Raw genomic sequence first — 19,797 nt, forward strand, 5'->3', positions numbered from 1 at the left:
CACTGATCTAAAGATCATAAAACGGTATTGAGGTGGAACATGCGCAGTTGGGCAAAAACAGCGCTGTGGCTCGGGGTCGCATTCCAAGCGGGTCTGCTGCACGCAGCGCCATCGGGTCAGAGTAGTTTGAGCGATACACCGCGCCCTCTGGTGCGGCCTGAGACGAGTCAGGACGCTCCGGCGCCAGTGCAGATCGCCGCCGCCACGACCGTCCGCCCCGTCGCCCGGAGTTCTGTGGCCATCCCCACGCCCTCAACTTCGACACCAACTGAAGCGGCGGGAAACCTGCGATTTCAGACTTGGATGCAGGGGTTTGAGACCCGTGCACAGGCGCAGGGCATTCGTAAGGCCACCCTGTCTCAGGCCTTTGAGGGTGTGACCTATGACCCCAAGGTGATCAAACGCGACCGGAACCAATCCGAATTCAGCAAAACGATCTGGGAGTACCTCGACAGCGCGGCCTCAGATACCCGTGTGACAAGCGGCAGCAAAGCCCTGCGTGAGAATCGCAGCGCTCTGAACCAGATCGAACAGACCTATGGGGTCGACAAGGAAGTGGTGGTTGCTGTCTGGGGGTTGGAGAGCAACTATGGCAGCTATCGCGGCAGCATGGACATCGTCCGCTCGCTCGCGACGCTGGCCTTTGACGGACGGCGTGGTCCGTTCTTCGAGAGTCAGTTGATTGCGGCGCTGAAGATCCTGCAATCCGGTGACGTGGCACCGCGCAACATGACCGGGAGTTGGGCTGGCGCAATGGGGCATACCCAGTTCATTCCGACCTCCTACCTCGACTACGCAGTCGATTTTACCGGGGATGGCAAGCGTGACATCTGGTCGGATAATCCAACGGACGCATTGGCCTCAACCGCCGCGTATCTGAAGAAATTCGGCTGGGTTCAGGGCCAACCCTGGGGCGTTGAAGTCACCCTGCCCCGCAATTTCAACTACGCTCTGGCGAGTCGCAAGATCAAGAAAAGCCCCGACGACTGGGCGAAACTTGGCGTGCGCGGGGTGGATGGAAAACCGGTGGCCAACCATGGCAGCGCCTCGATCCTGCTCCCCGCAGGCGGCAAAGGGGCGGCCTTTATGATTTTCAAGAATTTCGCCGTGATCGAGCGTTACAACACCGCCGACGCCTATGTCATCGGCGTCGGCCACCTGAGTGATCGGCTGAAAGGCGGTGCAAAGATCCAAGGCGATTGGCCACGCGGAGATCGTGCCTTGACCTTCACCGAACGCAAGGAACTTCAGAAGCGGCTGACCGAGGCCGGATTTTCAACGCAAGGCATCGACGGGCGGATCGGCCCCAACACCGTCTCCGCGATCCGGTCCTATCAAACGACCCAAAACGTAATGCCCGATGGATATGCTTCGCTCGATCTGCTGAAAATGCTGAGGTGACACAGGCCAACGGACGGGCATGCTCGCCCTCGTGCCCACACGCAGCTTCCCACAAACCAAAAGCCCCGCCTTTCAGCGGGGCTTTGTTGTTTCATGCAGGTACGCCGGATCAGCTGGGGGACATGCCCCGCAAGCGCTCGCTGCGACGGCGCAGGAATTCGACCGTCGTCAACAGGCAGATCGAGATCCCCACCAGAATGGTCGCGACCGCAAGGATTGTCGGCGAGATCTGCTCACGCAGACCAGTGAACATCTGCCACGGCAGCGTCTTTTGACCGGCAGAGCCGACGAAAAGCACCACAACCACCTCATCAAACGAAGTAATGAAGGCAAACAGGCCGCCCGAGATCACACCGGGCAGGATCAATGGCATCTGGATCCGGAAGAAGGTCGTAATGGGTCCCGCCCCCATATTCGCAGCCGCTCGCGTCAGCGAACGATCAAAACCCACCAGTGTTGCGGTGACAGTGATGATCACGAAGGGAATGCCAAGCGCCGCGTGCGCGAGAACCACACCAAAGTAGGTGCCTTGCAGGCCGATCCGGCTGTAGAAGAAGTACATGCCCGCAGCCGAAATGATCAACGGCACGATCATTGGCGAGATAAGCACCGCCATGATCGCGCGGCGGAAGGGCACATGGGGCTGGCTGAGACCGATCGCCGCCAAGGTTCCGAAGCTCACCGAAAGCAGTGTGGCCATCGGCGCAATACTCAGACTGTTCCACAACGCCTGCTGCCAGTCGTCATTGGTGAAAAAGTCCCTGTAGTGGCGGAGCGAGTAGCCCTCCGGATCGAACCGCAACATCTCCGGGGTGAAGGTGAAGAAGTTCTCGGCGTTGAAGCTCAGCGGCATCACCACGAGGATCGGCGTGATCAGGAACACAAAGATCGCACCGCAGATCACCCGGAAACTGAAGTGCCACAGAACCTGACCGGGGGTCAGGTAAGGCGGCAGGCGTTTGCGATAGCTGGAGGTCGCGAGCCAGAAGGTGAACCAGCCAGCAAACCAGCCAAAGAGCAACCCGAGTACCGCTGCGGGCAGGCCGCCGAACAGGAAGCCCAGCACGCCAAAGATCGCAGTAGTCGCCCAGCGGATCGGTTTCTGCTGGTCCAGCATATGGGTGAAGGCAAAGCCCATCGCCCCCAGAAGGACAGCGCCGATCACAAGACCGAGAAGACCCGATCCCTGCGCGGTGCCAACGAAGAGGCCGAAGAAGCCCCCCGCGCAGGCTGCCACTGCGGCAGTGAAGGCGGGGGTCTGATTTTGAACAGGTGTCAGTGCCATGTTGTCTTATCCCAACTTCACATTATCGATGCCGACGATCTTGTCATATGCCCAGTAGAGCAGCAGCACGACAGCCAGGAGGATACTCCCGAGCGCCGCCGCCAAGCCCCAGTTGAGCGAGGACGAGATGTGGTAGGCAATCCGGTTGGAAATAAAGACACCCTTGGTACCACCAACGATTTCAGGCGTGATGTAGTAGCCGATCGCCAGAATGAAGACGAGGATCGAACCCGCGCCGATACCGGGCACCGACTGCGGGAAGTAGACCCGCCAGAAGGCTGTCCAATTGGTTGCACCCAGCGATTTCGCCGCCCGAAGGTAGGTCGGGTTGATGGTCTGCATCACCGAGTACATTGGCAGGATCATGAACGGCAACAGGATGTGGGTCATTGCCACGATAGTACCGAATTGGTTGTTGATCATCACCAGGCGCGCATCGTCGCCCACCAGTCCGAGCCAGACAAGCACATCATTGATGACACCCTGCTGCTGCAGCATGACTTTCCAGGCAGAGGTCCGCACCAACAGCGATGTCCAGAATGGCAACAGAACGAGAATCATCAGCATGTTGGCCGAGCGTGTCGGCAGGTTCGCCAAGATCCAGGCAACCGGATACCCCAGAAGGATACAGGACCCGGTAATCATCAGCGACATGATCATCGTGCGTACAAACAGCGTCATGTAGATCTGCTGATTCTCAGGACGTGGCTCGGCGCCTTCCGGCCCCTTTTGCATGTCGATGGAATTCAGAAAATAACCGCTGGTGTACGTCGGGCTATAGGTCTGCATCGTCCGCCAGTTGCCAAGGTCGCCCCAATCCTCGTCGATTTCGAGGAATGCGGTTTTGAACGCGATCGGCTCCAGATCAGCGATGGCCGCAGCCGCAGCCTGAAGTTCTGCCGCTCCGGGACCGGAGTAACTGGCCAAAGCCTCGGCACCGCCGTCTGCCTGAACTGAGTGCGCGAAGGCCACGAAGACCGTTTCCCATGGATCTTCTTCAGCCACGACATCTTCGTCAGCGACAGCTGTGAAGAGCGCGAAATCCGTGTAGGCAACAGCCATGCGCGGGAAGAGTTCTGAGATTTCAGCGCCGGGCACAAAGCCGATGTCAGCCGCAAAACTCTCGCTCGTCAGCTGTTCCATTTTCAAGCGCTGAGCGTCCAGAAGGGCCGTGTTGCCCTCGGCATTGCTACCGCCTGTCATGATCTCGAACCAGAGCGCCTCGTCCTTCAGCGCCCCGTCGCTGGCACGTTCGATGGCCTTGACGTGATCTTCGCCAATATCATCCACTTTACGGCCACTGCCACGGAAGAGCGATGAAATGCCAGTCTGCTCGTAGTTCAGTCGGGTGCCAAGTTTGGTGTGCTCCTTGGCCTCGGCTGCGACGAAAAGATCGTAATAGAGGCTTTCGTAGACCGCTTCATCCGGGGTCTCACCACTGAGAGCATCCCAGTCTTCCAGCCTCACCACGGTCTCGGACAGGGTGTCGGATACGATGCGATTCTCAACCGAGCGGAACAACATGTCCGCGATCGGGAGAATGAATGTCAGAAGAACGAAGAGCAGAAGCGGTGCGATAAGCATCAAGGCCCGCACCTTCTGCATCCTCAACGCACGGGCCAGGCTGCGCTTCAGCGGCGTACCGTCTGCCGCAAGGACCGGGCCGGATTGAGTTGTGTCACTCATGATTGTCCCTGTTGTCTTCCCGCGTCGTTTTTTGAGAGCGGGGTTTATCTCTTCGCCGCAGGCGGGTCATGCGATGCCGCGCCGAAGAGGAGACCGGAGAGCGAAGATCGCTCTCCGGTACGGGCGGTGCGCCCTATTACTTAGCGAGCCAGGCTTGGAACTTCGCATCGATATCGTCGCGGTAGTCAGCCCAGAAAGAGTAGTTGTACAGGAAGGTGTTCGTGGCGTTTTCCGGATCGGTCGGCATGTGCGGCGCCATGTCGATACCCAGTTCGGCATGCTGACCAACCAGCGGTGCGGAAGACGCACGGGCCGGACCGTAGGAGATGTACTTGGCCTGATCCGCAAGACGCTGGGTATCGGTGGCAAAGTAGATGTAGTCCAGAGCACGGGCCTTACGCTCGTCCGAGAGACCTGCCGGGATGATCCAGCCGTCGAGGTCGAACACCTGCGCGTCCCAAAGCATCGCAACCGGCTGGTCCTGCTCCTCGATTACCGAGAACAGACGACCGTTGTAGGTGGAGCCCATAACGACTTCGCCATCTGCCAGCAGCTGCGGCGTATCTGCACCAGCGGACCACCAGATCACGTTGTCTTTGATTGTGTCGAGCTTTGCCAGTGCGCGTTCCTGACCTTCCTCGGTTTCGAGAACGTCGTAGACTTCTTCCTTGGCAACGCCATCACAGAGCAGCGCCCATTCCATGTTGTTGATCGGACGCTTTTCCAGGGCGCGCTTGCCCGGGTAAGCTTCGAGATCAAAAACATCACAAACGCTGGTCGGCGCGGTATCACCCACGAGGTCCGTACGATAGCCGAAAGTGGTGGAATAAACGATCTGCGGGATGAAGCAGTCGGACACCAGCAGGTCGCCAAAGTCTTCCTCGGCAGAGGTGCCATCAGGTGCTGGGGCGAGATGCTCGTCCGGGTCGATTTCCATCGCCAGGCCTTCATCGCACAGACGCATCGCATCCGCCGCAACGACGTCAACTACGTCCCAGGTCACATTGCCCGCTTCGTCCATCGCACGCAGCTTGGCAACAGCCTCGGCAGAGCTTTCGTCGTTGATGATCTTAACGCCGGTCTTTTCGGCATAGGGCTCGTTGTAGGCTTTGATCTGGGAGTTGGAGTAGGCTCCGCCCCAGGACACGATGGTCATCTCATCCGCCATATCCGCGGCAAAGGCCATCGGCGCGCAGAGTGCGGTCGTGGCGACAAGTGCCGTCAGTTTACGCAGTTTCATATTCGTATTCTCCTTGTTGAGACACTAATTTTCAGATGTTTCGTCCCCCGATCCTTTGGTCTTGCCGGGGGTTCCGATACGCAGTCGAACGCCGTTCAGGCGTCCAACGCGCGACAGTCTTCGGGCAGCCAGCCGATTTCGATCTGCTGTCCGGGCTGAAGACGAACCTGGTCAGGAGCGTTCCGGGTCTTGATGATGAACTCATCATTGCCCGCCACCTTCAGACGCGTGCGGAAAATATCACCCATGTAGATGAATTCCAGCACCTCGGCCTTGAGCGTGTGAACACCCTCCTGCAGGCGTTCCTTGTTGTATTCGACACGCTCCGGGCGGATCGAAACGCGGGTGCGCTGACCGACTTCGGAAACGTTGATCGGCATGGCATCGATGACTTCGCCGCCGTCCAACTCGACCAGCGCACGACCGTCACTGATTTCCTTAATCACACCCTCAAGCGTGTTATTCTCACCGATGAACTGCGCCACAAAGCTGTTCGCAGGCTCTTCATAGAGCTGATCTGGCGGTGCCAGCTGCTGAATGCGGCCATCGTCAAATACTGCGACGCGGTCCGACATGGTCAGCGCCTCGGTCTGGTCGTGGGTCACGTAAACGGTTGTAATCCCCAGCTGGTGCGCAAGATGCGTAATCTCGAACTGCATCTTTTCGCGCAGCTGCTTGTCGAGGGCGCCAAGCGGTTCGTCCATCAGAACCAGTTCCGGTTCGAAAACGAGAGCGCGTGCGAGCGCGACACGCTGCTGCTGACCGCCCGAAAGCTGAGAGGGACGACGGCCGCCGAAGCTGCCCATCTCGACCATATCCAGGGCGCGGGTCACTTTGGCTTCACGCTCGGACTTACCCATGCCACGCACCTCAAGCGGGAAGCTGAGGTTTTCGGCAATGGTCATATGCGGGAACAAGGCATAATTCTGGAACACCATACCAATACCGCGTTTGTGCGGCGGGATGTTGTTGATCGAGACCCCATCGAGGCGGATGTCGCCATGAGTGGCAGTCTCAAAACCAGCCAGCATCATAAGGCAGGTGGTTTTCCCCGACCCTGACGGCCCAAGCATTGTCAGGAATTCGCCCTTGGGCAGAGTGAGGTTCAGGTCTTTGACGACGAGTGTCTCACCGTCATAACTCTTTTGCACGCGTTCGAATTCAACGAACGCATCAGTATTCGACGCATCGGCCAAATCAGGCTCCCCGTTTGTTTTCTTTTTAGCGGCGGTTTTGTCCCGCTCTTTGTCTCTTAGTGTAAGCACAGCGCCGTTCCACTGTGCAACCGGATCATTGCTGTCCATATCGGCGTCTTGACCACTGCCTCGACACTCCGGGACGATCGGGTCACCAACGCCAGATATAGCGACCCAATAATGTCCATTTGCGTCATATTGGGATAATTTCACCCGTGAGTACAACAGGTGACGCTACTATTTTTTTCGCAATGCACAAAAAAGGGGCCGATGACGGCCCCTTTCCAGATGTTCGAATCACGGCCTCTAGATCAATCAGCTGCCTTCAGCAGTCCTTGGTCCTTCAGCTCTGCGTAGCATTCGTCGAGCGATTTGGCAGCGCGCGCGATCAGCGTGTCGATTTCCTCACAGGTGATGACCAGCGGTGGAGAGATGATCATGCGGTCGCCGACATGGCGCATCACCAGGTTGTTGGCAAAGCAACGCTCACGACAGATGAAGCCGACTGTCCCTGCCTCAGCTGCAAATGCGGCGCGCGTTTCCTTGTTCGGCGTCAGCGCGATGGAGCCCATCATACCGACGATCTTGGCCTCCCCCACCAGAGGATGGTCGCTCAAGGCCTCCCACTTCTCTTTCAGGTAGGGTCCGGCCACATCACGAACGTGCTCCACGACCTTTTCTTCCTCGATGATTCGCAAGTTCTCAAGTGCGACGGCGGCCGCCACCGGGTGACCGGAATAGGTGTAGCCGTGGTTAAACTCGTCCTGCGCAATCACGCCTGCAATCTCATCCGATACGATCGACCCGCCGATCGGCGCATAGCCTGACGACAGGCCCTTGGCGATCGTCATGATATCGGGACGGATGCCCATGGTCTCGGATCCGAACCAGTTTCCAGTACGGCCAAACCCGCAAATAACCTCGTCCGCGATCAACAGGATCTCATATTTATCGCAGATGCGCTGGATTTCCGGCCAATAGCTCGCAGGTGGCACAATCACGCCCCCAGCCCCCTGCACCGGCTCCGCGATAAACGCGGCGACGCGGTCTTCACCCAGCTCAAGGATCGCCTGTTCAAGCTCCTGCGCCCGAGCGAGGCCGAACTCCTCAGGATCGTGGTCACCCCCTTCGGCCCACCAGTTAGGCTGGTTGATGTGATGAATGTCGGGGATGGGCAGCCCACCCTGCGCATGCATTCCCGACATGCCCCCGAGTGATCCGGAACCCACGGAAGAGCCATGATACGCGTTCTTGCGCGAAATGAGGATCGACTTTGTCGGCTTGCCCTTCATTGCCCAGTAGTGACGCACCATACGGATGTTCGTGTCATTTGCCTCAGAGCCGGAGCCCGCGAAGAAGACATTGTTCAATTCGCCCGGTGCCAGCTCGGCGATCTTCGCCGCCAGCGCGATGGCGGGCACATGGGTGGTCTGGAAGAAGGTGTTGTAATAGGGCAGCTCGCGCATCTGGCGCGCGGCAACCTCGGCCAGCTCATCGCGACCATATCCGATGTTAACGCACCACAGACCCGCCATCGCGTCGAGGATTTCGTGGCCCTCGCTGTCGGTCAGGGTGACACCGCTGGCGCGCGTGATGACGCGAACCCCCTTCTGCGCGAGGCCGCCGTTGGCCGTAAAAGGGTGCATGTGATGCGCTGCATCCAGCGCTTGCAGTTCTTCGGTAGGTAGATGGTTGGTAATGACCGTCATTGATGACACTCCTGAGCGAGACCTTTTGCTCAGAATATGATCAAAAATGGGACTGTCAATCGAATCAGTTGATCGGCGTCAGCCCCGCTCGGACCTGCTCCATGCCCTGCAACACGTCCCGTTCCATCGCCAGTGCCACCAAATCCGCATCTTTTTTGCGCAGCCCCTCAAGGATGTCCTTGTGGCGGTCCGGAAAGCTCTGGGTGCCGAAGCGTCCGCAGACGACCCGGAGCGACGGGCCGAAGCGCAGCCAGAGCCGATCAGCCAGATCCGCGAGAATGGGCGCATTGGCATGGGCATTCAACTCAGTATGGAATTGGTAGTTGAGCGCGAGATACCCGGGAACGTCGCCAGTTGCTATGGCCGTGTCCAACGTCAGGTCAAGCGCCTCCAGAGCGTCTACATCAGTCTCTGGCATGCGTGTCGATGCGCGACGGGCAAGTTCACACTCTATTGTTTTTCTTGCAAAAATCAGCTCATCCACGTCCTCGGCTCGCAACTCGGGCACCGAAACGCGACGGTTGCCCTGAAACACCAGCGCCCCATCAGAGATCAACCTGCGGATCGCCTCACGCACAGGCGTCATGCCGGAGTCCAGCGCCTCCACAAGACCCTGAATGGTGACCGCTTGTCCCGGCGCCAGTTCCCCGAACAGGATCTGCGCCCTCAGACGCTGGTAGACCTGCTCGTGGGCGGGCAGCTTGGCGGCCCCTTCAGTGGGGGAAACAGATGGCGAATTTGGCACATTCACGAAGCTCGGATCCTTCTCAATTTCGGGCAGCTTGCACCAACGAAATGCAGATGAAAACATAAAGTGTCTTGCCGGATGCGGCAAAACTTGATCAAAATAGCCCACAGCCGGACGAAAAGACTCCGGCATACACAGGGGAGATTCTCATGACACTCAAAACGGCCACCATCGTGTCCGCCATCGCGCTCGGTGCCACTGCCGCCTCGGCGGACGAAGTGCGCGTCTACAACTGGTCCGACTATATCGACGAATCACTGCTAGAGAAATTTGAGCAGGAAACCGGCATCGACCTGATCTACGACGTCTTCGACTCCAACGAGCTTCTGGAGACCAAGATGCTTGCTGGCGGCTCCGGCTATGACGTCGTGGTGCCCACCGGCTCCTTCCTGCAGCGTCAGGTTCAGGCTGGTGTGTTCCAGAAGATCGACCAATCGAAGCTGGAGAACTACGGCAACATCTGGGATGTGATCCAGGACCGCACCGCACGGTTTGATCCGGACAATGCCTATTCCATCAACTACATGTGGGGCACCACCGGCATCGGCGCCAATCTCGGTAAAGTCACCGAAGCGCTGGGTGAGGATGCTCCCGTGGACAGCCTGGCACTGGTGTTTGACCCTGCCAACATGGAAAAACTCTCCAACTGCGGCGTGCATTTCCTCGACGCCCCGGACGAATTGATCCCGGCGGCGCTCACGTATCTCGGCCTCGACCCGAACAGCCACGACAAGGATGACCTCGAGCAGGCCGCAGGCGTTCTGGAAGCGGTGCGCCCCCATGTGCAGAAGTTCCACTCCTCCGAGTATATCAACGCGCTGGCCAATGGTGATATCTGTGTGGCCTTCGGCTGGTCCGGGGATATCCTGCAGGCCCGTGATCGCGCCGCCGAGGCCGACAACGGTGTCGAAATCGCCTTTAACGCACCCTCCGAAGGGGCGCTGATGTGGTTCGACCAGATGGCGATCCCGGTGGATGCACCCAACCCGGAAGCCGCGCATAAGTTCCTCGACTTCATCCTTGATGCCGAGAACATGGCCGCCGCCTCCAACTACGTCTACTACGCCAACGGCAACAAGGCCTCGCAAGAGTTCCTGGCCGAGGACGTGATCGGCGATCCGGCGATCTACCCGACCCCCGCGGCGATGGACAACACCTACATCAAGGCCCCGTACCCGCAAAAAGTGCAGCGCGTGGTGACGCGCCTGTGGACCCGAGTGAAGTCCGGCACCTGATCCGATATCAGGCCGATCCTTACGGCAGGGCGTGCTTTTGCGCCCTGCCCTCACTGACAGACAAGAACGGGCCGGCCACACGCCGCCCGCATGGGGGCAGATTTGGCAGTACCGGTTTTTGAACCCTGGATCGATCCGCAGGCGAAGCCGCTGATCCAGTTCCAGAACGTGACCAAGCGCTTTGGCGATTTCACCGCGATCGACGACCTGACAATCGATATCTTCGAGCGCGAGTTCTTTGCGCTACTGGGGCCGTCGGGTTGCGGCAAGACCACGATGATGCGGATGCTCGCCGGGTTCGAAGCCCCCACTGAGGGCAAGATTTTCCTGGCTGGTCAGGATATTGCACCTGTTCCGCCGAACCAGCGCGCGGTCAACATGATGTTCCAGTCCTATGCGCTGTTCCCGCATCTGAGCATCTGGGAAAACATCGCCTTCGGTCTCAAGCGCGAGGGCATGCCCCGCACCGAAATCGCCGCCCGCGTTGAAGAAATGCTGCGGTTGACGCGACTGGAGAAATTCGCCCGCCGCAAGCCGCATCAAATCTCCGGCGGCCAACGCCAGCGGGTGGCCTTGGCCCGCAGCCTCGCCAAGGCCCCGAAACTGCTGCTTCTGGATGAACCGCTCGGCGCACTGGACCGCAAGCTGCGCGAGGAGACCCAGTTCGAGCTGATGGACATCCAGGAAAAAACCGGCACCACCTTCGTGATCGTGACCCACGATCAGGAAGAGGCGATGACCGTGGCCAGCCGGGTCGCGGTGATGGACAACGGCAAGGTGATCCAGGTGGCCACCCCCGCCGACATCTACGAAGCGCCGAATTCGTCCTATGTGGCTGATTTCATTGGAGACGTGAACCTCATCCAAGGTCAGGCTACCGCCACCGGCGAGGATACTTATGCCCTGCATTGGCGCGAGGGCGCGGCGCCGCTGACCATCAAGTCGCCCAATGCGATCTCCGACGGGCAAACCGCGCATCTGGCGATCCGCCCCGAAAAGGTCACTATCAGCGCCGACAAGCCCGAAGAGGCTGACAATGTGGTACAGGGCAAGGTGCTGGACATCGCCTATCTCGGCAATCTCTCCACCTATCACGTGGAGCTGCCCACCGGGGATGTGATCAAGGCGCAGACGGCGAACACCCGCCGCATTTCGCGCCGTGCCTACACTTGGGAAGACACCGTCTGGCTGTCCTGGACAGCCACCGGCGGCGTCTTGTTGGCCGACTGATGCGCCGCTTTGTCCTGATCGCCGTCCCTTATGTCTGGCTCCTGGCGCTGTTCCTGGTGCCCTTTGTCATCGTTCTCAAAATCTCGTTGTCGGATGCGGCCATTGCGCGCCCGCCCTATGTTCCGCAATTCGACTGGGTTGAAGGCATCTGGGCCTTCCTGTCACAGCTGGATTTTGAGAATTTCACCTGGCTCATAGAGGATGACCTCTACTGGAAGGCCTATCTCAGCAGCCTGCAGATCGCGCTCACCTCGACCTTGCTGACGCTGATCGTGGGCTACCCGATCGCCTATGGCATGGCCCGCGCGCCGCAGGAATGGCGCCCGACGCTGATGATGCTGGTGATTCTGCCGTTCTGGACCTCCTTCCTGATCCGCGTCTATGCGTGGAAGGGCATCCTGTCGAACGAGGGCTTCCTGAACCAGTTCCTGATGTGGACGGGTCTGGTGTCAGAACCGCTGCAGATCCTGAACACCACCACCGCCGTCTATATCGGCATCGTCTATACCTATCTGCCATTCATGATCTTGCCGATCTATGCGGCTCTTGAGCGGATGGACGACAGCCTGATCGAAGCTGCCGAGGATCTCGGCTGTTCGCGCATGTCGGCCTTCTGGCTGGTGACCATACCGCTGTCCAAGGGCGGCATCATCGCAGGCTGTTTCCTCGTCTTCATTCCGGCGATGGGCGAATTCGTGATCCCCTCACTACTGGGCGGGTCGGATACGCTGATGATCGGCAAGGTGCTGTGGGAGGAGTTCTTCTCCAACCGGGACTGGCCGGTGGCAAGCGCGGTCGCGGTGATCCTCTTGCTGATCCTGGTAGTGCCGATCGTGCTGTTCCAGCGTAACCAGCAGAAAGAACAGGAGGGCGACGCATGAAACGTCTGAGCGCATTCAATGTGGTCTCGCTGACGCTGGGCTTTGCCTTTCTCTATATCCCGATGCTGATCCTGATCCTGTTTTCCTTCAACGAAAGCAAGCTGGTGACGGTCTGGTCGGGGTTCTCGACGAAATGGTACGGCGAGCTGATGCAGAACGAGGCGATGCTGCAAGCTGCCTGGGTCACGATCAAGGTTGCGGTAATCTCTTCCAGCATTGCCACCGTGCTGGGCACCATGGCCGCCTACGTCATGGTGCGCAGTGGACGCTTTCTGGGCCGGACCCTGTTTTCCGGTATGATCTATGCGCCACTGGTGATGCCCGAGGTGATCACCGGCCTGTCGCTGCTGCTGCTGTTCATCGGCATTGGGCTGGACCGCGGCGTGCTGACCATTGTGCTGGCGCACACCACCTTTTCCATGTGCTATGTCTCGGTGGTGGTCTCCTCGCGGCTGGCGACCTTTGACATGTCGCTGGAAGAGGCGGCGCGGGATCTGGGCTGTTCGCAGGCGCAGGCCTTCCGGCTGGTGACCCTGCCGATCATCGCGCCTGCGGTGGTCTCCGGCTGGCTTCTGGCCTTCACTCTGTCGCTGGACGATCTGGTGATCGCCTCGTTCACCACAGGCCCTGCCGCAACCACCCTGCCGATCAAAATCTTCTCGGCGGTGCGTCTTGGGGTCAGCCCTGAGATCAACGCGCTGTCGACCATCATGATCGGCATCGTAACAGTTGGCGTGATCAGCGCCTCACTGGTCAGCAAACGGGCGCTGGTGAAACAGCGACGGGAGGAACAGGAAGCGGTACGCGCAACATGATGCGCCGGATCTTCCCCGACTATGCCTATGGTCTCGGCCCGCGCAGTAATTGCTGGTGGGACGAGACCTGCGCCGCCCCGACCTGGCCGCGCCTCGAAGCTACCCGGCAGGTGGATGTGGCTATTGTAGGGGGCGGTTTCACCGGCCTCTCCACAGCGCTGCATTTGGCCGAAGCAGGTCTCGAGGTCTCGGTGCTGGAGGCCGAGACACCCGGCTGGGGCGCGTCCGGGCGCAATGGCGGTTTTTGTTGCCTCGGCGGGGCCAAACTCGGCTCACACGCAATGGCGCGCCTGCACGGGGAGCGCGAGACGCAGGTCTATCAGGCGGGCGAGGAGAGCGCTGTCCACCTTGTTGAACATCTGATCGCCCGCCATGGCATCAACGCTGACACCCACTCGCAAGGTGAAACGGTCATGGCGCACCGCCCCAAGACACGGGACGCGCTGATGAAAGAAGCGCATGCCTCAGGGGCCGAATTCATCGATGGCCCCGATCTCGTCAAAAACGGGCTTGGGGGCGAATTCCATGGTGCGCTGACCACGCCAACGGGTTTCGCTCTCAACCCGCGCAAATATCTATTTGGGCTTGCGAGCGCTGCGCAGTCCGCAGGGGCGGAACTATATCAAAACAGTGCAGCTCTCGACGTGCAGAACAATAGTGGGCTGTGGCATATCTCCAGCCCCAAGGGCCGGTTGAGCGCATCGCGCCTGGTCATCGCCACCAATGGTTACTCCAGTGAAAACCTGCCTGACTGGCTTGGCGGACGTTACATGCCCGCGCAGTCGACGGTGATGGTAACAAGACCGATCACGCCAGAAGAACAGGCCGTGCAAGGATGGACCACGGCGCAAATGGCCTATGACACCCGTCATATGCTGCATTATTTTCGCCTGATGCCCGACGGTCGTTTTCTGTTTGGCATGCGCGGCGGTCTGACATCGTCTCCCCGCTCAGAGGCTAAGATCCGCGCCCTGCTGCGCCGCCATTTCGAGCAACTGTTCCCCGCCTGGCGTCAGGTTGAAACCACCCATAGCTGGTCTGGCATGGTCTGCCTGTCGCGCAACCTCGTTCCGTTTGTGGGGGCCGTGCCCGAGCATCCAGGCCTGTTTGCCGGGCTGTGCTATCACGGCAATGGCGTTGCGATGGGCAGCTATGCGGGCGCATTGTTGGGGGACCTCGTGCAAGGCAAGGCACCAACGCTCCCCTACTCCAGGATCATGCAGCGGTTGCCGAAGTTTCCGCTGGGCCGTGCGCGCCGTGCTTTGATGCCGCCTGCCTATGCGGCTCTGGGTTTGCTGGACTGAAGCGCGGCCATCTCCAGCCCCATCGCATCAAGATCTCCACGCCAGCAGCAGTAGGCCGCCATGCGCCAGTGGAACCAGGGCTTCAGCGCGTAGTACCGTGCGACAACGCGATGATCCGGATACGCGGCAGCGAATTGCGCTTCTTCATCACGCGTCAGAACATTCCCACGATAAAGCGACTGCATCGCCGGGGACAGAAACATCGCCAGATCCTCTGCCGGATCACCGTTCTGAGGACATTGCCAATCAATCAGCGCCAACGTCCCGTCATGCGCCAGCAGATTGCCCGGAACCGGATCACCATGAATAAGGCACGTCTGCGCGACGGCAGGCACCAGGCCGATAGGTTTGCAGTCCATCAACGCTTTTCCGCCCGGGCACTCCTGCAGGATCGTCACAGTTTGTGCTTCCAGCGCGCGCGACCCATTGCCCCCCTTTGGAAGGTCATCGAAACCTGCCTGATCGTGCAAGATCCCCAGCAATCGTGCCACATGCGTTGTGTCCTCCTGCCAAGGTGCGCCAGCCAGATGGCTGTAGATCAACCAGTCCTGATTCTCCCACGACCCATGCGCGATGTAGCGTGGTGCCATGCCGGTGCCGCCCAGCGCCTTGAGGACCTCGCGCTCCCGGATTGGGTCGTTTGCAAACAGTGGGTTGCTGCGACGGGCGGGGTAGAGTTTCACCACAAGATCGCCGGATTTCCAGACATGATTGCTACGCCCCCCCAGCAGCTGGGTCGGCTCCAAAAGAGACCAGCCCTGCCGCGCAAGATGGCGAAACAGGGCCGGGTCTGTCTGTGTCTGCTCCGGTGTCAGCATTTCTGCTCCGCCGTTCGCATCGCCGCCACGCCCCGGCGATCAGAGGGGCCTGGTCAATGCCGCAGGTCAGGAGGAGCCGGTGTCGGCATCCGGATCCCGAAGCGCGGTGACCGAGGATGCAAGGATGGCGCTTCCGCTCTCCAGGATCAAGGCAACTTCACCGTTGACGCTCTGGGTTTCCTCGACGCGACCGTAGACTTCCGCAACCTCGGACAGGATCACTTCATCATCGGAATAACTTTCGACAACAAATGTATAGGAACCCTCTGGCAATGTCTCACCATCGCCATTGTCCCCCTGCCACTGGTAGGGTTCGGCAGAGACCGGAAGATCGATACGCCCGACTTCATTCTCTTCTGCATCATAAATGACCATCTTCACCTCATCGGCAACAGCAGCCGGATTTGGTGCGATGGCAACCGGGGTCGATCCGTCAAAGTGGGCGGCGGCCTGCGCACGAACCTCTTTACCAACCCAGCCGGTCAATTGAGACATGTTCGACAACGACAGCGCGCTCAGCATGCTGGTCAGTGTCTCATTGGTCATGACCTGCTGTTCAACCGAGGAGAACTGCGCCAGCTGAGCGGTATAGTCTGACGAATCCATCGGCTCCAACGGATCCTGATACTTCGCCTGTGTCGTCATCAGCCGCAGGAAAGTCTCGAAATCGGACGTCAACGCCGACGTCGCGGATTGGCTCCCAGCGGCTCCTCCAGCGCTATTTGTTGATGGCGGAGCGCCTGCACCAGTAATTGCTGTAGTCATGCTCTCAGATCCTCATATCCAGCCCATCGGCTGCAATGTTTAAGTGTTGCGACAGGGGCAAATCGGGCTGCCCTTCTTCAACGGCATCTCCCTCACCCTTCAGACCGGCACCGCCAGCATCGCCAGAGGTCCCTCCTTCACCGGATTGCCCGGTCTCGGCATCAGATCCGAACTGGAAGGAAATATCAGAAAACCCCATATCCTTGAATTCGCGAGCGAGGTCCTGAATGTGTCGCCGCATCAAGTCTTCGGTCTCGGGCCGTTCGGCATTGATAACGACGGTGACCCCGACATCCGTTGTCGTGACCCGCATGTTGACATGGCCAAGTTCGCGCGGGTTCAGCGATACATCGACGTTGCGTTTGCCAGCAGTGGCGACTGCTTCAGCCAACTGCTGCGCTACGTGACGCGGTGTTTCTGCACGAAAACTCGATGCGCCTGAGCGTACCGACGCTTCGGCAAGCATCTGCGGCAATGCAAAACTCTCGGCCCCGCGCTGTGTCAGGATCTCTTCACCGGGGCGAGGCGTATGTCCGCTGCCCGCGATACCTGTCACCACCGCCGAAGTCGACTGAAGTACCGTATTGGCTACCAGGCTCTGTGATTGCCCGCTCGTTTGCACGCCGCCAGCAGTATTTGCCACCCGCACGTCAGATATATTTGCCTGAGCTCGCACGGTGGGTGACATCGCCACAGCCTGTACCGCCTGCGGCATTTCGCGCAGTCGAACGGGAGTGTCCTGCAGTTCGGTAGTCACTGGTTTGCCCGGAGTTTGTCCCTCAGGCTTTGTGAGCGCAGCGTGCGGAACCTCAGCCTGAGGCCGGACGGCGGCAGGTTGCTGTCGTGCCACCTCCCGATGCCCGTCCAGCAGAATCGAAGTGCTGTTTCGAAGTTTCTGATCGGTCGCAATATCCGCACGCAGTGAAGTCTCGCCCCCCATTTCCTTCGCCGAAATTGGAAGCGCGCCGCTCTGAGGAGCCGTATCAGCTCCACCCTTTGACGCGAGGCCGTCTGGTGCACGCGCAGCAGCTTTTCCATCAAGAGTGACATCGGATTTCGCCGCCGTCGCGCTGCCATCCGGCGCCGTGGGCAAAACAGCACCACCAGAACCCGTTTTGACGGCAGCTTCTTGTACCTGGGCAGATACCTCGGCCGCCTGCAGCATCTCACCTTGCGTAGAATCGGGGTCAGTTCGGGTGCTCTGGAGCGGGATATCCGTCGGAGGCTGTTCTTTTGGCCCATCGGAGCTCGCCTCGACAGGCTCGTCAGGCAGATCTGTCTCCCGCTCGAGCGACGATGCATCCCCCTCTTCATCGGGTGACGCTTCAGAGATTTCCTTTGAAGGGTCTCCACTCACCTCGGTGTCGGGCACCTCAGTCTTGGGCTCGCCGTCACCCTTGGCGTCATGAGTGATCGATTCCTTTGGTTGAACGGGCGTTTCGCCCTCTTGCAGCTCCGCTTGCATGGCATCGCCTGCAGAGGTCTGGGCTTTTTCATTCGCGCCACCGGCAAGAACGGACTCGAAGGTGTCCCCCCTAAGTCGCTTTGGGTCGGAGCGCTGAGTCGACTCAGCAGGCGTGCTGCCAACTGATTGAGTCGAAAGGAGTTTCGTAATCATGTTCCACCGGATGTTCTATCTCGTGTCCCTCCTAAATAACTCAAACCGGTTACGGCAATTTTAACCGGTTTTTGTTCAAACTGACAAAATCGAAGAATTCGACACACAAAGGACTGAGGCAAAATGCCCGTATCAAACGTTTCGCTGCCCTCTGCGGCGGCTCCTTTGCAGCAGGTCGCCGACCCTCGGGACACCATGCTGCGTCAGGCTGCGATCGATCTCGAAGCCTCATTTTTATCTGAAATGCTGAAGTCAGCCGGCCTGGGGAAGTCTCCCGAAGCCTTTGGTGGTGGGTCAGGCGAAGATCAATTCGCCAGTCTCCTCGTCAATGAGCAAGCGCGTGCGATGGCCGAATCCGGTGGAATCGGCTTGGCAGAATCCATCTACAACTCACTGAAGGAGGCGCAAGAATGAGCGCACTTACAGACCAGACCCCGCAAACCCTCATCAATGCCCTCGACGAGCTGCTCGAAGAAGAACGCAGTGCCCTGACACAAGGCGAACTGGATAAACTGGAAGGCATTCTTGCTCGGAAGGAAGAGCTATTCGACAAGCTCAACCGGATCACCGACCTTGAACAGGGCGCTCTGGACACAGTCCATAGCAAGGTAACGCGCAACCAGGCACTACTGGGAAGTGCGATGCAGGGGATCAAAGCCGTGGCAACCCGGATGGCCGAACTGCGCAAGGTGCGCAGGGGTTTGGAAGTATACAACCGCTCCGGCCAGCGCACGTCCTATACGACCAGTGGCAGCATGAAGCTGGAGAAGCGCGCTTAAATCGCTTGGAGGTCTGGACAATTTTAAAAATGCAAATTGCAGCTTTAGCACTCTCTTAGGACCTCATACGCCAATGTCACCTTGCATCTCAGGCGAGGTGGCGCGGAAACCGCTAGGTGAAGCACAGTCAGAATGACCACAGAGAAAGCTCCGGTAACGGAGCTGGGATTACCATATCAGGGGCTAAAGTGCCCTAACTCAAAGGAACTTATGCTATGTCCAGCATTCTGACGAACAATGGCGCAATGGTTGCACTTCAGACTCTCAAGTCTGTGAATGACGACCTGAACGAAACTCAAAAATCCATCTCCACCGGTAAGGAAATCGGCGTCGCAAAAGACAACGCAGCCGTCTGGGCGATTTCCAAGACCATGGAATCCGATATCGCTGGCTTTGAGGCCATCGAAGAAGGTCTGTCCATCGGCGAGGCAACTGTTGCCGTTGCATCCGCAGGGGCAGAGCAGATCGTTGAGAAGCTCACCGAAATTAAGGAGCTGGTCGTTTCCGCTCAATCTGAAAACGTTGACCACGGCAAAATTCAGGACGACATCAGCTCTAAGGTCGATCAGGTTACAGCGATCATCTCGGCGGCTCAATTCAACGGTGCAAATCTGCTGGCCTTCGATGTGGATGGCAATGGCTCGACCAATGTTGGCGTTCTTGCATCCCTTGACCGCGTCGGCGCAGGCGGCACGGTGACTGCGGTAGAGATCACCATCGCCTCCGTCAACTTCGAGTCCAACCTCGATCTCTCTTCGTCGCTGACTGCAATCACAGATACCGCCACCGCATCGTCTGCGCTTGCAGAAATCGAAACCTTCCTACAGACCGCTATCACCGGTGCCGCTGCGCTGGGTGCTGACTCAGCACGCCTCGACGATCAGTCCGAATTCGTCGGCAATCTGGTCGACTCGATGACTATGGGCGTTTCGACCATGACCGACACCAACATGGAAGAAGCCTCCGCACGACTGAGCGCTCTGCAGACCCAGCAGGAACTCGCGGTTCAATCGCTGACCATCGCGAACGAAGCGCCGGGCGCGCTGCTCCAACTCTTCCGCTAACAGGCTACCGGTCAGGGCGCATG

General features: G+C 59.0%; 18 protein-coding genes. 9 read left to right on the forward strand and 9 right to left on the reverse strand.

Going from position 1 to position 19,797, the window contains the following annotated elements:
• The first annotated feature begins 39 nt into the window (after window positions 1-39).
• Entirely contained in the window at window positions 40-1,401 is a 1,362-nt protein-coding gene (locus R0J92_RS11620) for a lytic murein transglycosylase (protein WP_411051794.1), read from the forward strand.
• Between the two features lie 109 nt (window positions 1,402-1,510).
• On the opposite strand, the gene R0J92_RS11625 is transcribed toward R0J92_RS11620, so the two are convergent.
• The 6 genes from R0J92_RS11625 to R0J92_RS11650 all read right to left on the reverse strand — a co-directional run bounded on the left by R0J92_RS11625 (window position 1,511) and on the right by R0J92_RS11650 (window position 9,328).
• A complete protein-coding gene (locus R0J92_RS11625; protein WP_106162397.1) occupies window positions 1,511-2,686 on the reverse strand; it encodes an ABC transporter permease in 1,176 nt (391 codons plus the stop codon).
• Between the two features lie 6 nt (window positions 2,687-2,692).
• A complete protein-coding gene (locus R0J92_RS11630; RefSeq protein WP_106162398.1) occupies window positions 2,693-4,372 on the reverse strand; it encodes an ABC transporter permease in 1,680 nt (559 codons plus the stop codon).
• Window positions 4,373-4,508: 136 nt separating this feature from the next.
• The gene (locus tag R0J92_RS11635) at window positions 4,509-5,612 is read right to left on the reverse strand and encodes an extracellular solute-binding protein (protein WP_106162399.1); all 1,104 of its coding nucleotides are present in this window, start codon (window positions 5,610-5,612) and stop codon (window positions 4,509-4,511) included.
• A 95-nt stretch (window positions 5,613-5,707) separates the two neighbouring features.
• On the reverse strand, window positions 5,708-6,808 hold the full coding sequence (locus tag R0J92_RS11640; protein WP_106162710.1) for an ABC transporter ATP-binding protein: 1,101 nt from the start codon (window positions 6,806-6,808) through the stop codon (window positions 5,708-5,710).
• Window positions 6,809-7,119: 311 nt separating this feature from the next.
• Window positions 7,120-8,517 (reverse strand): aspartate aminotransferase family protein, encoded by a 1,398-nt coding sequence (locus tag R0J92_RS11645; protein WP_411051795.1) that lies wholly within the window; start codon window positions 8,515-8,517, stop codon window positions 7,120-7,122.
• 64 nt (window positions 8,518-8,581) lie between these two features.
• Window positions 8,582-9,328, reverse strand: a complete 747-nt coding sequence (locus tag R0J92_RS11650; protein ID WP_317384894.1) for a GntR family transcriptional regulator — start codon at window positions 9,326-9,328, stop codon at window positions 8,582-8,584.
• An 86-nt stretch (window positions 9,329-9,414) separates the two neighbouring features.
• On the opposite strand from R0J92_RS11650, the gene R0J92_RS11655 reads away from it, so the two are divergent.
• From R0J92_RS11655 to R0J92_RS11675, 5 genes are all read left to right on the forward strand, one after another.
• Window positions 9,415-10,500, forward strand: a complete 1,086-nt coding sequence (locus R0J92_RS11655; protein ID WP_106162401.1) for a polyamine ABC transporter substrate-binding protein — start codon at window positions 9,415-9,417, stop codon at window positions 10,498-10,500.
• Between the two features lie 90 nt (window positions 10,501-10,590).
• Entirely contained in the window at window positions 10,591-11,730 is a 1,140-nt protein-coding gene (locus R0J92_RS11660) for an ABC transporter ATP-binding protein (protein WP_411051796.1), read from the forward strand.
• Window positions 11,730-12,611, forward strand: coding sequence for an ABC transporter permease subunit (locus R0J92_RS11665; RefSeq protein WP_243394928.1), 882 nt, complete (start codon window positions 11,730-11,732; stop codon window positions 12,609-12,611). The genes R0J92_RS11660 and R0J92_RS11665 overlap by 1 nt, the downstream gene beginning before the upstream one ends.
• Window positions 12,608-13,426 carry an ABC transporter permease gene (locus R0J92_RS11670; protein ID WP_106162403.1) on the forward strand — a complete coding sequence of 273 codons (819 nt, stop codon included), beginning with the start codon at window positions 12,608-12,610 and terminating at the stop codon, window positions 13,424-13,426. Before R0J92_RS11665 ends, R0J92_RS11670 begins: the two co-directional genes overlap by 4 nt.
• Window positions 13,423-14,730 (forward strand): NAD(P)/FAD-dependent oxidoreductase, encoded by a 1,308-nt coding sequence (locus R0J92_RS11675; RefSeq protein WP_411051797.1) that lies wholly within the window; start codon window positions 13,423-13,425, stop codon window positions 14,728-14,730. Before R0J92_RS11670 ends, R0J92_RS11675 begins: the two co-directional genes overlap by 4 nt.
• Here the strand turns inward: R0J92_RS11675 and R0J92_RS11680 are convergent.
• From R0J92_RS11680 to R0J92_RS11690, 3 genes are all read right to left on the reverse strand, one after another.
• Window positions 14,703-15,548, reverse strand: coding sequence for a phosphotransferase family protein (locus R0J92_RS11680; protein WP_411051798.1), 846 nt, complete (start codon window positions 15,546-15,548; stop codon window positions 14,703-14,705). The two genes, R0J92_RS11675 and R0J92_RS11680, sit on opposite strands and share 28 nt — an antisense overlap.
• A gap of 66 nt (window positions 15,549-15,614) precedes the next feature.
• Window positions 15,615-16,313: a flagellar hook capping FlgD N-terminal domain-containing protein gene (locus R0J92_RS11685; protein ID WP_411051799.1), complete on the reverse strand. Its 699-nt coding sequence runs from the start codon at window positions 16,311-16,313 to the stop codon at window positions 15,615-15,617.
• Between the two features lie 4 nt (window positions 16,314-16,317).
• The gene (locus R0J92_RS11690; protein ID WP_411051800.1) at window positions 16,318-17,778 is read right to left on the reverse strand and encodes a flagellar hook-length control protein FliK; all 1,461 of its coding nucleotides are present in this window, start codon (window positions 17,776-17,778) and stop codon (window positions 16,318-16,320) included.
• 276 nt (window positions 17,779-18,054) lie between these two features.
• Here R0J92_RS11690 and R0J92_RS11695 point away from each other — a divergent pair, with 276 nt between their 5' ends.
• The 3 genes from R0J92_RS11695 (at window position 18,055) to R0J92_RS11705 (ending at window position 19,774) form a co-directional block, all read left to right on the forward strand.
• Complete coding sequence (locus R0J92_RS11695) at window positions 18,055-18,345, forward strand: rod-binding protein (protein ID WP_106162408.1); 291 nt, start codon at window positions 18,055-18,057, stop codon at window positions 18,343-18,345.
• Window positions 18,342-18,710 (forward strand): flagellar export chaperone FlgN, encoded by a 369-nt coding sequence (gene flgN, locus R0J92_RS11700; protein WP_106162409.1) that lies wholly within the window; start codon window positions 18,342-18,344, stop codon window positions 18,708-18,710. Before R0J92_RS11695 ends, flgN begins: the two co-directional genes overlap by 4 nt.
• 215 nt (window positions 18,711-18,925) lie before the next feature.
• On the forward strand, window positions 18,926-19,774 hold the full coding sequence (locus R0J92_RS11705) for a flagellin (RefSeq protein ID WP_411051801.1): 849 nt from the start codon (window positions 18,926-18,928) through the stop codon (window positions 19,772-19,774).
• Window positions 19,775-19,797: the final 23 nt, after the last annotated feature.

Source organism: Tritonibacter sp. SIMBA_163 (assembly GCF_046535935.1).
In the GTDB taxonomy this organism is placed as follows: domain Bacteria; phylum Pseudomonadota; class Alphaproteobacteria; order Rhodobacterales; family Rhodobacteraceae; genus Epibacterium; species Epibacterium scottomollicae.

Bases quoted from the DNA above. Each gene is read 5' to 3' on its own strand.
- R0J92_RS11650 (WP_317384894.1), bottom strand. From the start codon at position 9,328: ATGTTTTCATCTGCATTTCGTTGGTGCAAGCTGCCCGAAATTGAGAAG.
- R0J92_RS11625 (WP_106162397.1), bottom strand. From the start codon at position 2,686: ATGGCACTGACACCTGTTCAAAATCAGACCCCCGCCTTCACTGCCGCA.
- R0J92_RS11670 (WP_106162403.1), top strand. From the start codon at position 12,608: ATGAAACGTCTGAGCGCATTCAATGTGGTCTCGCTGACGCTGGGCTTT.
- R0J92_RS11655 (WP_106162401.1), top strand. From the start codon at position 9,415: ATGACACTCAAAACGGCCACCATCGTGTCCGCCATCGCGCTCGGTGCC.
- R0J92_RS11660 (WP_411051796.1), top strand. From the start codon at position 10,591: ATGGGGGCAGATTTGGCAGTACCGGTTTTTGAACCCTGGATCGATCCG.
- flgN (WP_106162409.1), top strand. From the start codon at position 18,342: ATGAGCGCACTTACAGACCAGACCCCGCAAACCCTCATCAATGCCCTC.
- R0J92_RS11665 (WP_243394928.1), top strand. From the start codon at position 11,730: ATGCGCCGCTTTGTCCTGATCGCCGTCCCTTATGTCTGGCTCCTGGCG.
- R0J92_RS11685 (WP_411051799.1), bottom strand. From the start codon at position 16,313: ATGACTACAGCAATTACTGGTGCAGGCGCTCCGCCATCAACAAATAGC.
- R0J92_RS11635 (WP_106162399.1), bottom strand. From the start codon at position 5,612: ATGAAACTGCGTAAACTGACGGCACTTGTCGCCACGACCGCACTCTGC.
- R0J92_RS11680 (WP_411051798.1), bottom strand. From the start codon at position 15,548: ATGCTGACACCGGAGCAGACACAGACAGACCCGGCCCTGTTTCGCCAT.
- R0J92_RS11675 (WP_411051797.1), top strand. From the start codon at position 13,423: ATGATGCGCCGGATCTTCCCCGACTATGCCTATGGTCTCGGCCCGCGC.
- R0J92_RS11645 (WP_411051795.1), bottom strand. From the start codon at position 8,517: ATGACGGTCATTACCAACCATCTACCTACCGAAGAACTGCAAGCGCTG.
- R0J92_RS11690 (WP_411051800.1), bottom strand. From the start codon at position 17,778: ATGCAAGCGGAGCTGCAAGAGGGCGAAACGCCCGTTCAACCAAAGGAA.
- R0J92_RS11695 (WP_106162408.1), top strand. From the start codon at position 18,055: ATGCCCGTATCAAACGTTTCGCTGCCCTCTGCGGCGGCTCCTTTGCAG.
- R0J92_RS11620 (WP_411051794.1), top strand. From the start codon at position 40: ATGCGCAGTTGGGCAAAAACAGCGCTGTGGCTCGGGGTCGCATTCCAA.
- R0J92_RS11705 (WP_411051801.1), top strand. From the start codon at position 18,926: ATGTCCAGCATTCTGACGAACAATGGCGCAATGGTTGCACTTCAGACT.
- R0J92_RS11630 (WP_106162398.1), bottom strand. From the start codon at position 4,372: ATGAGTGACACAACTCAATCCGGCCCGGTCCTTGCGGCAGACGGTACG.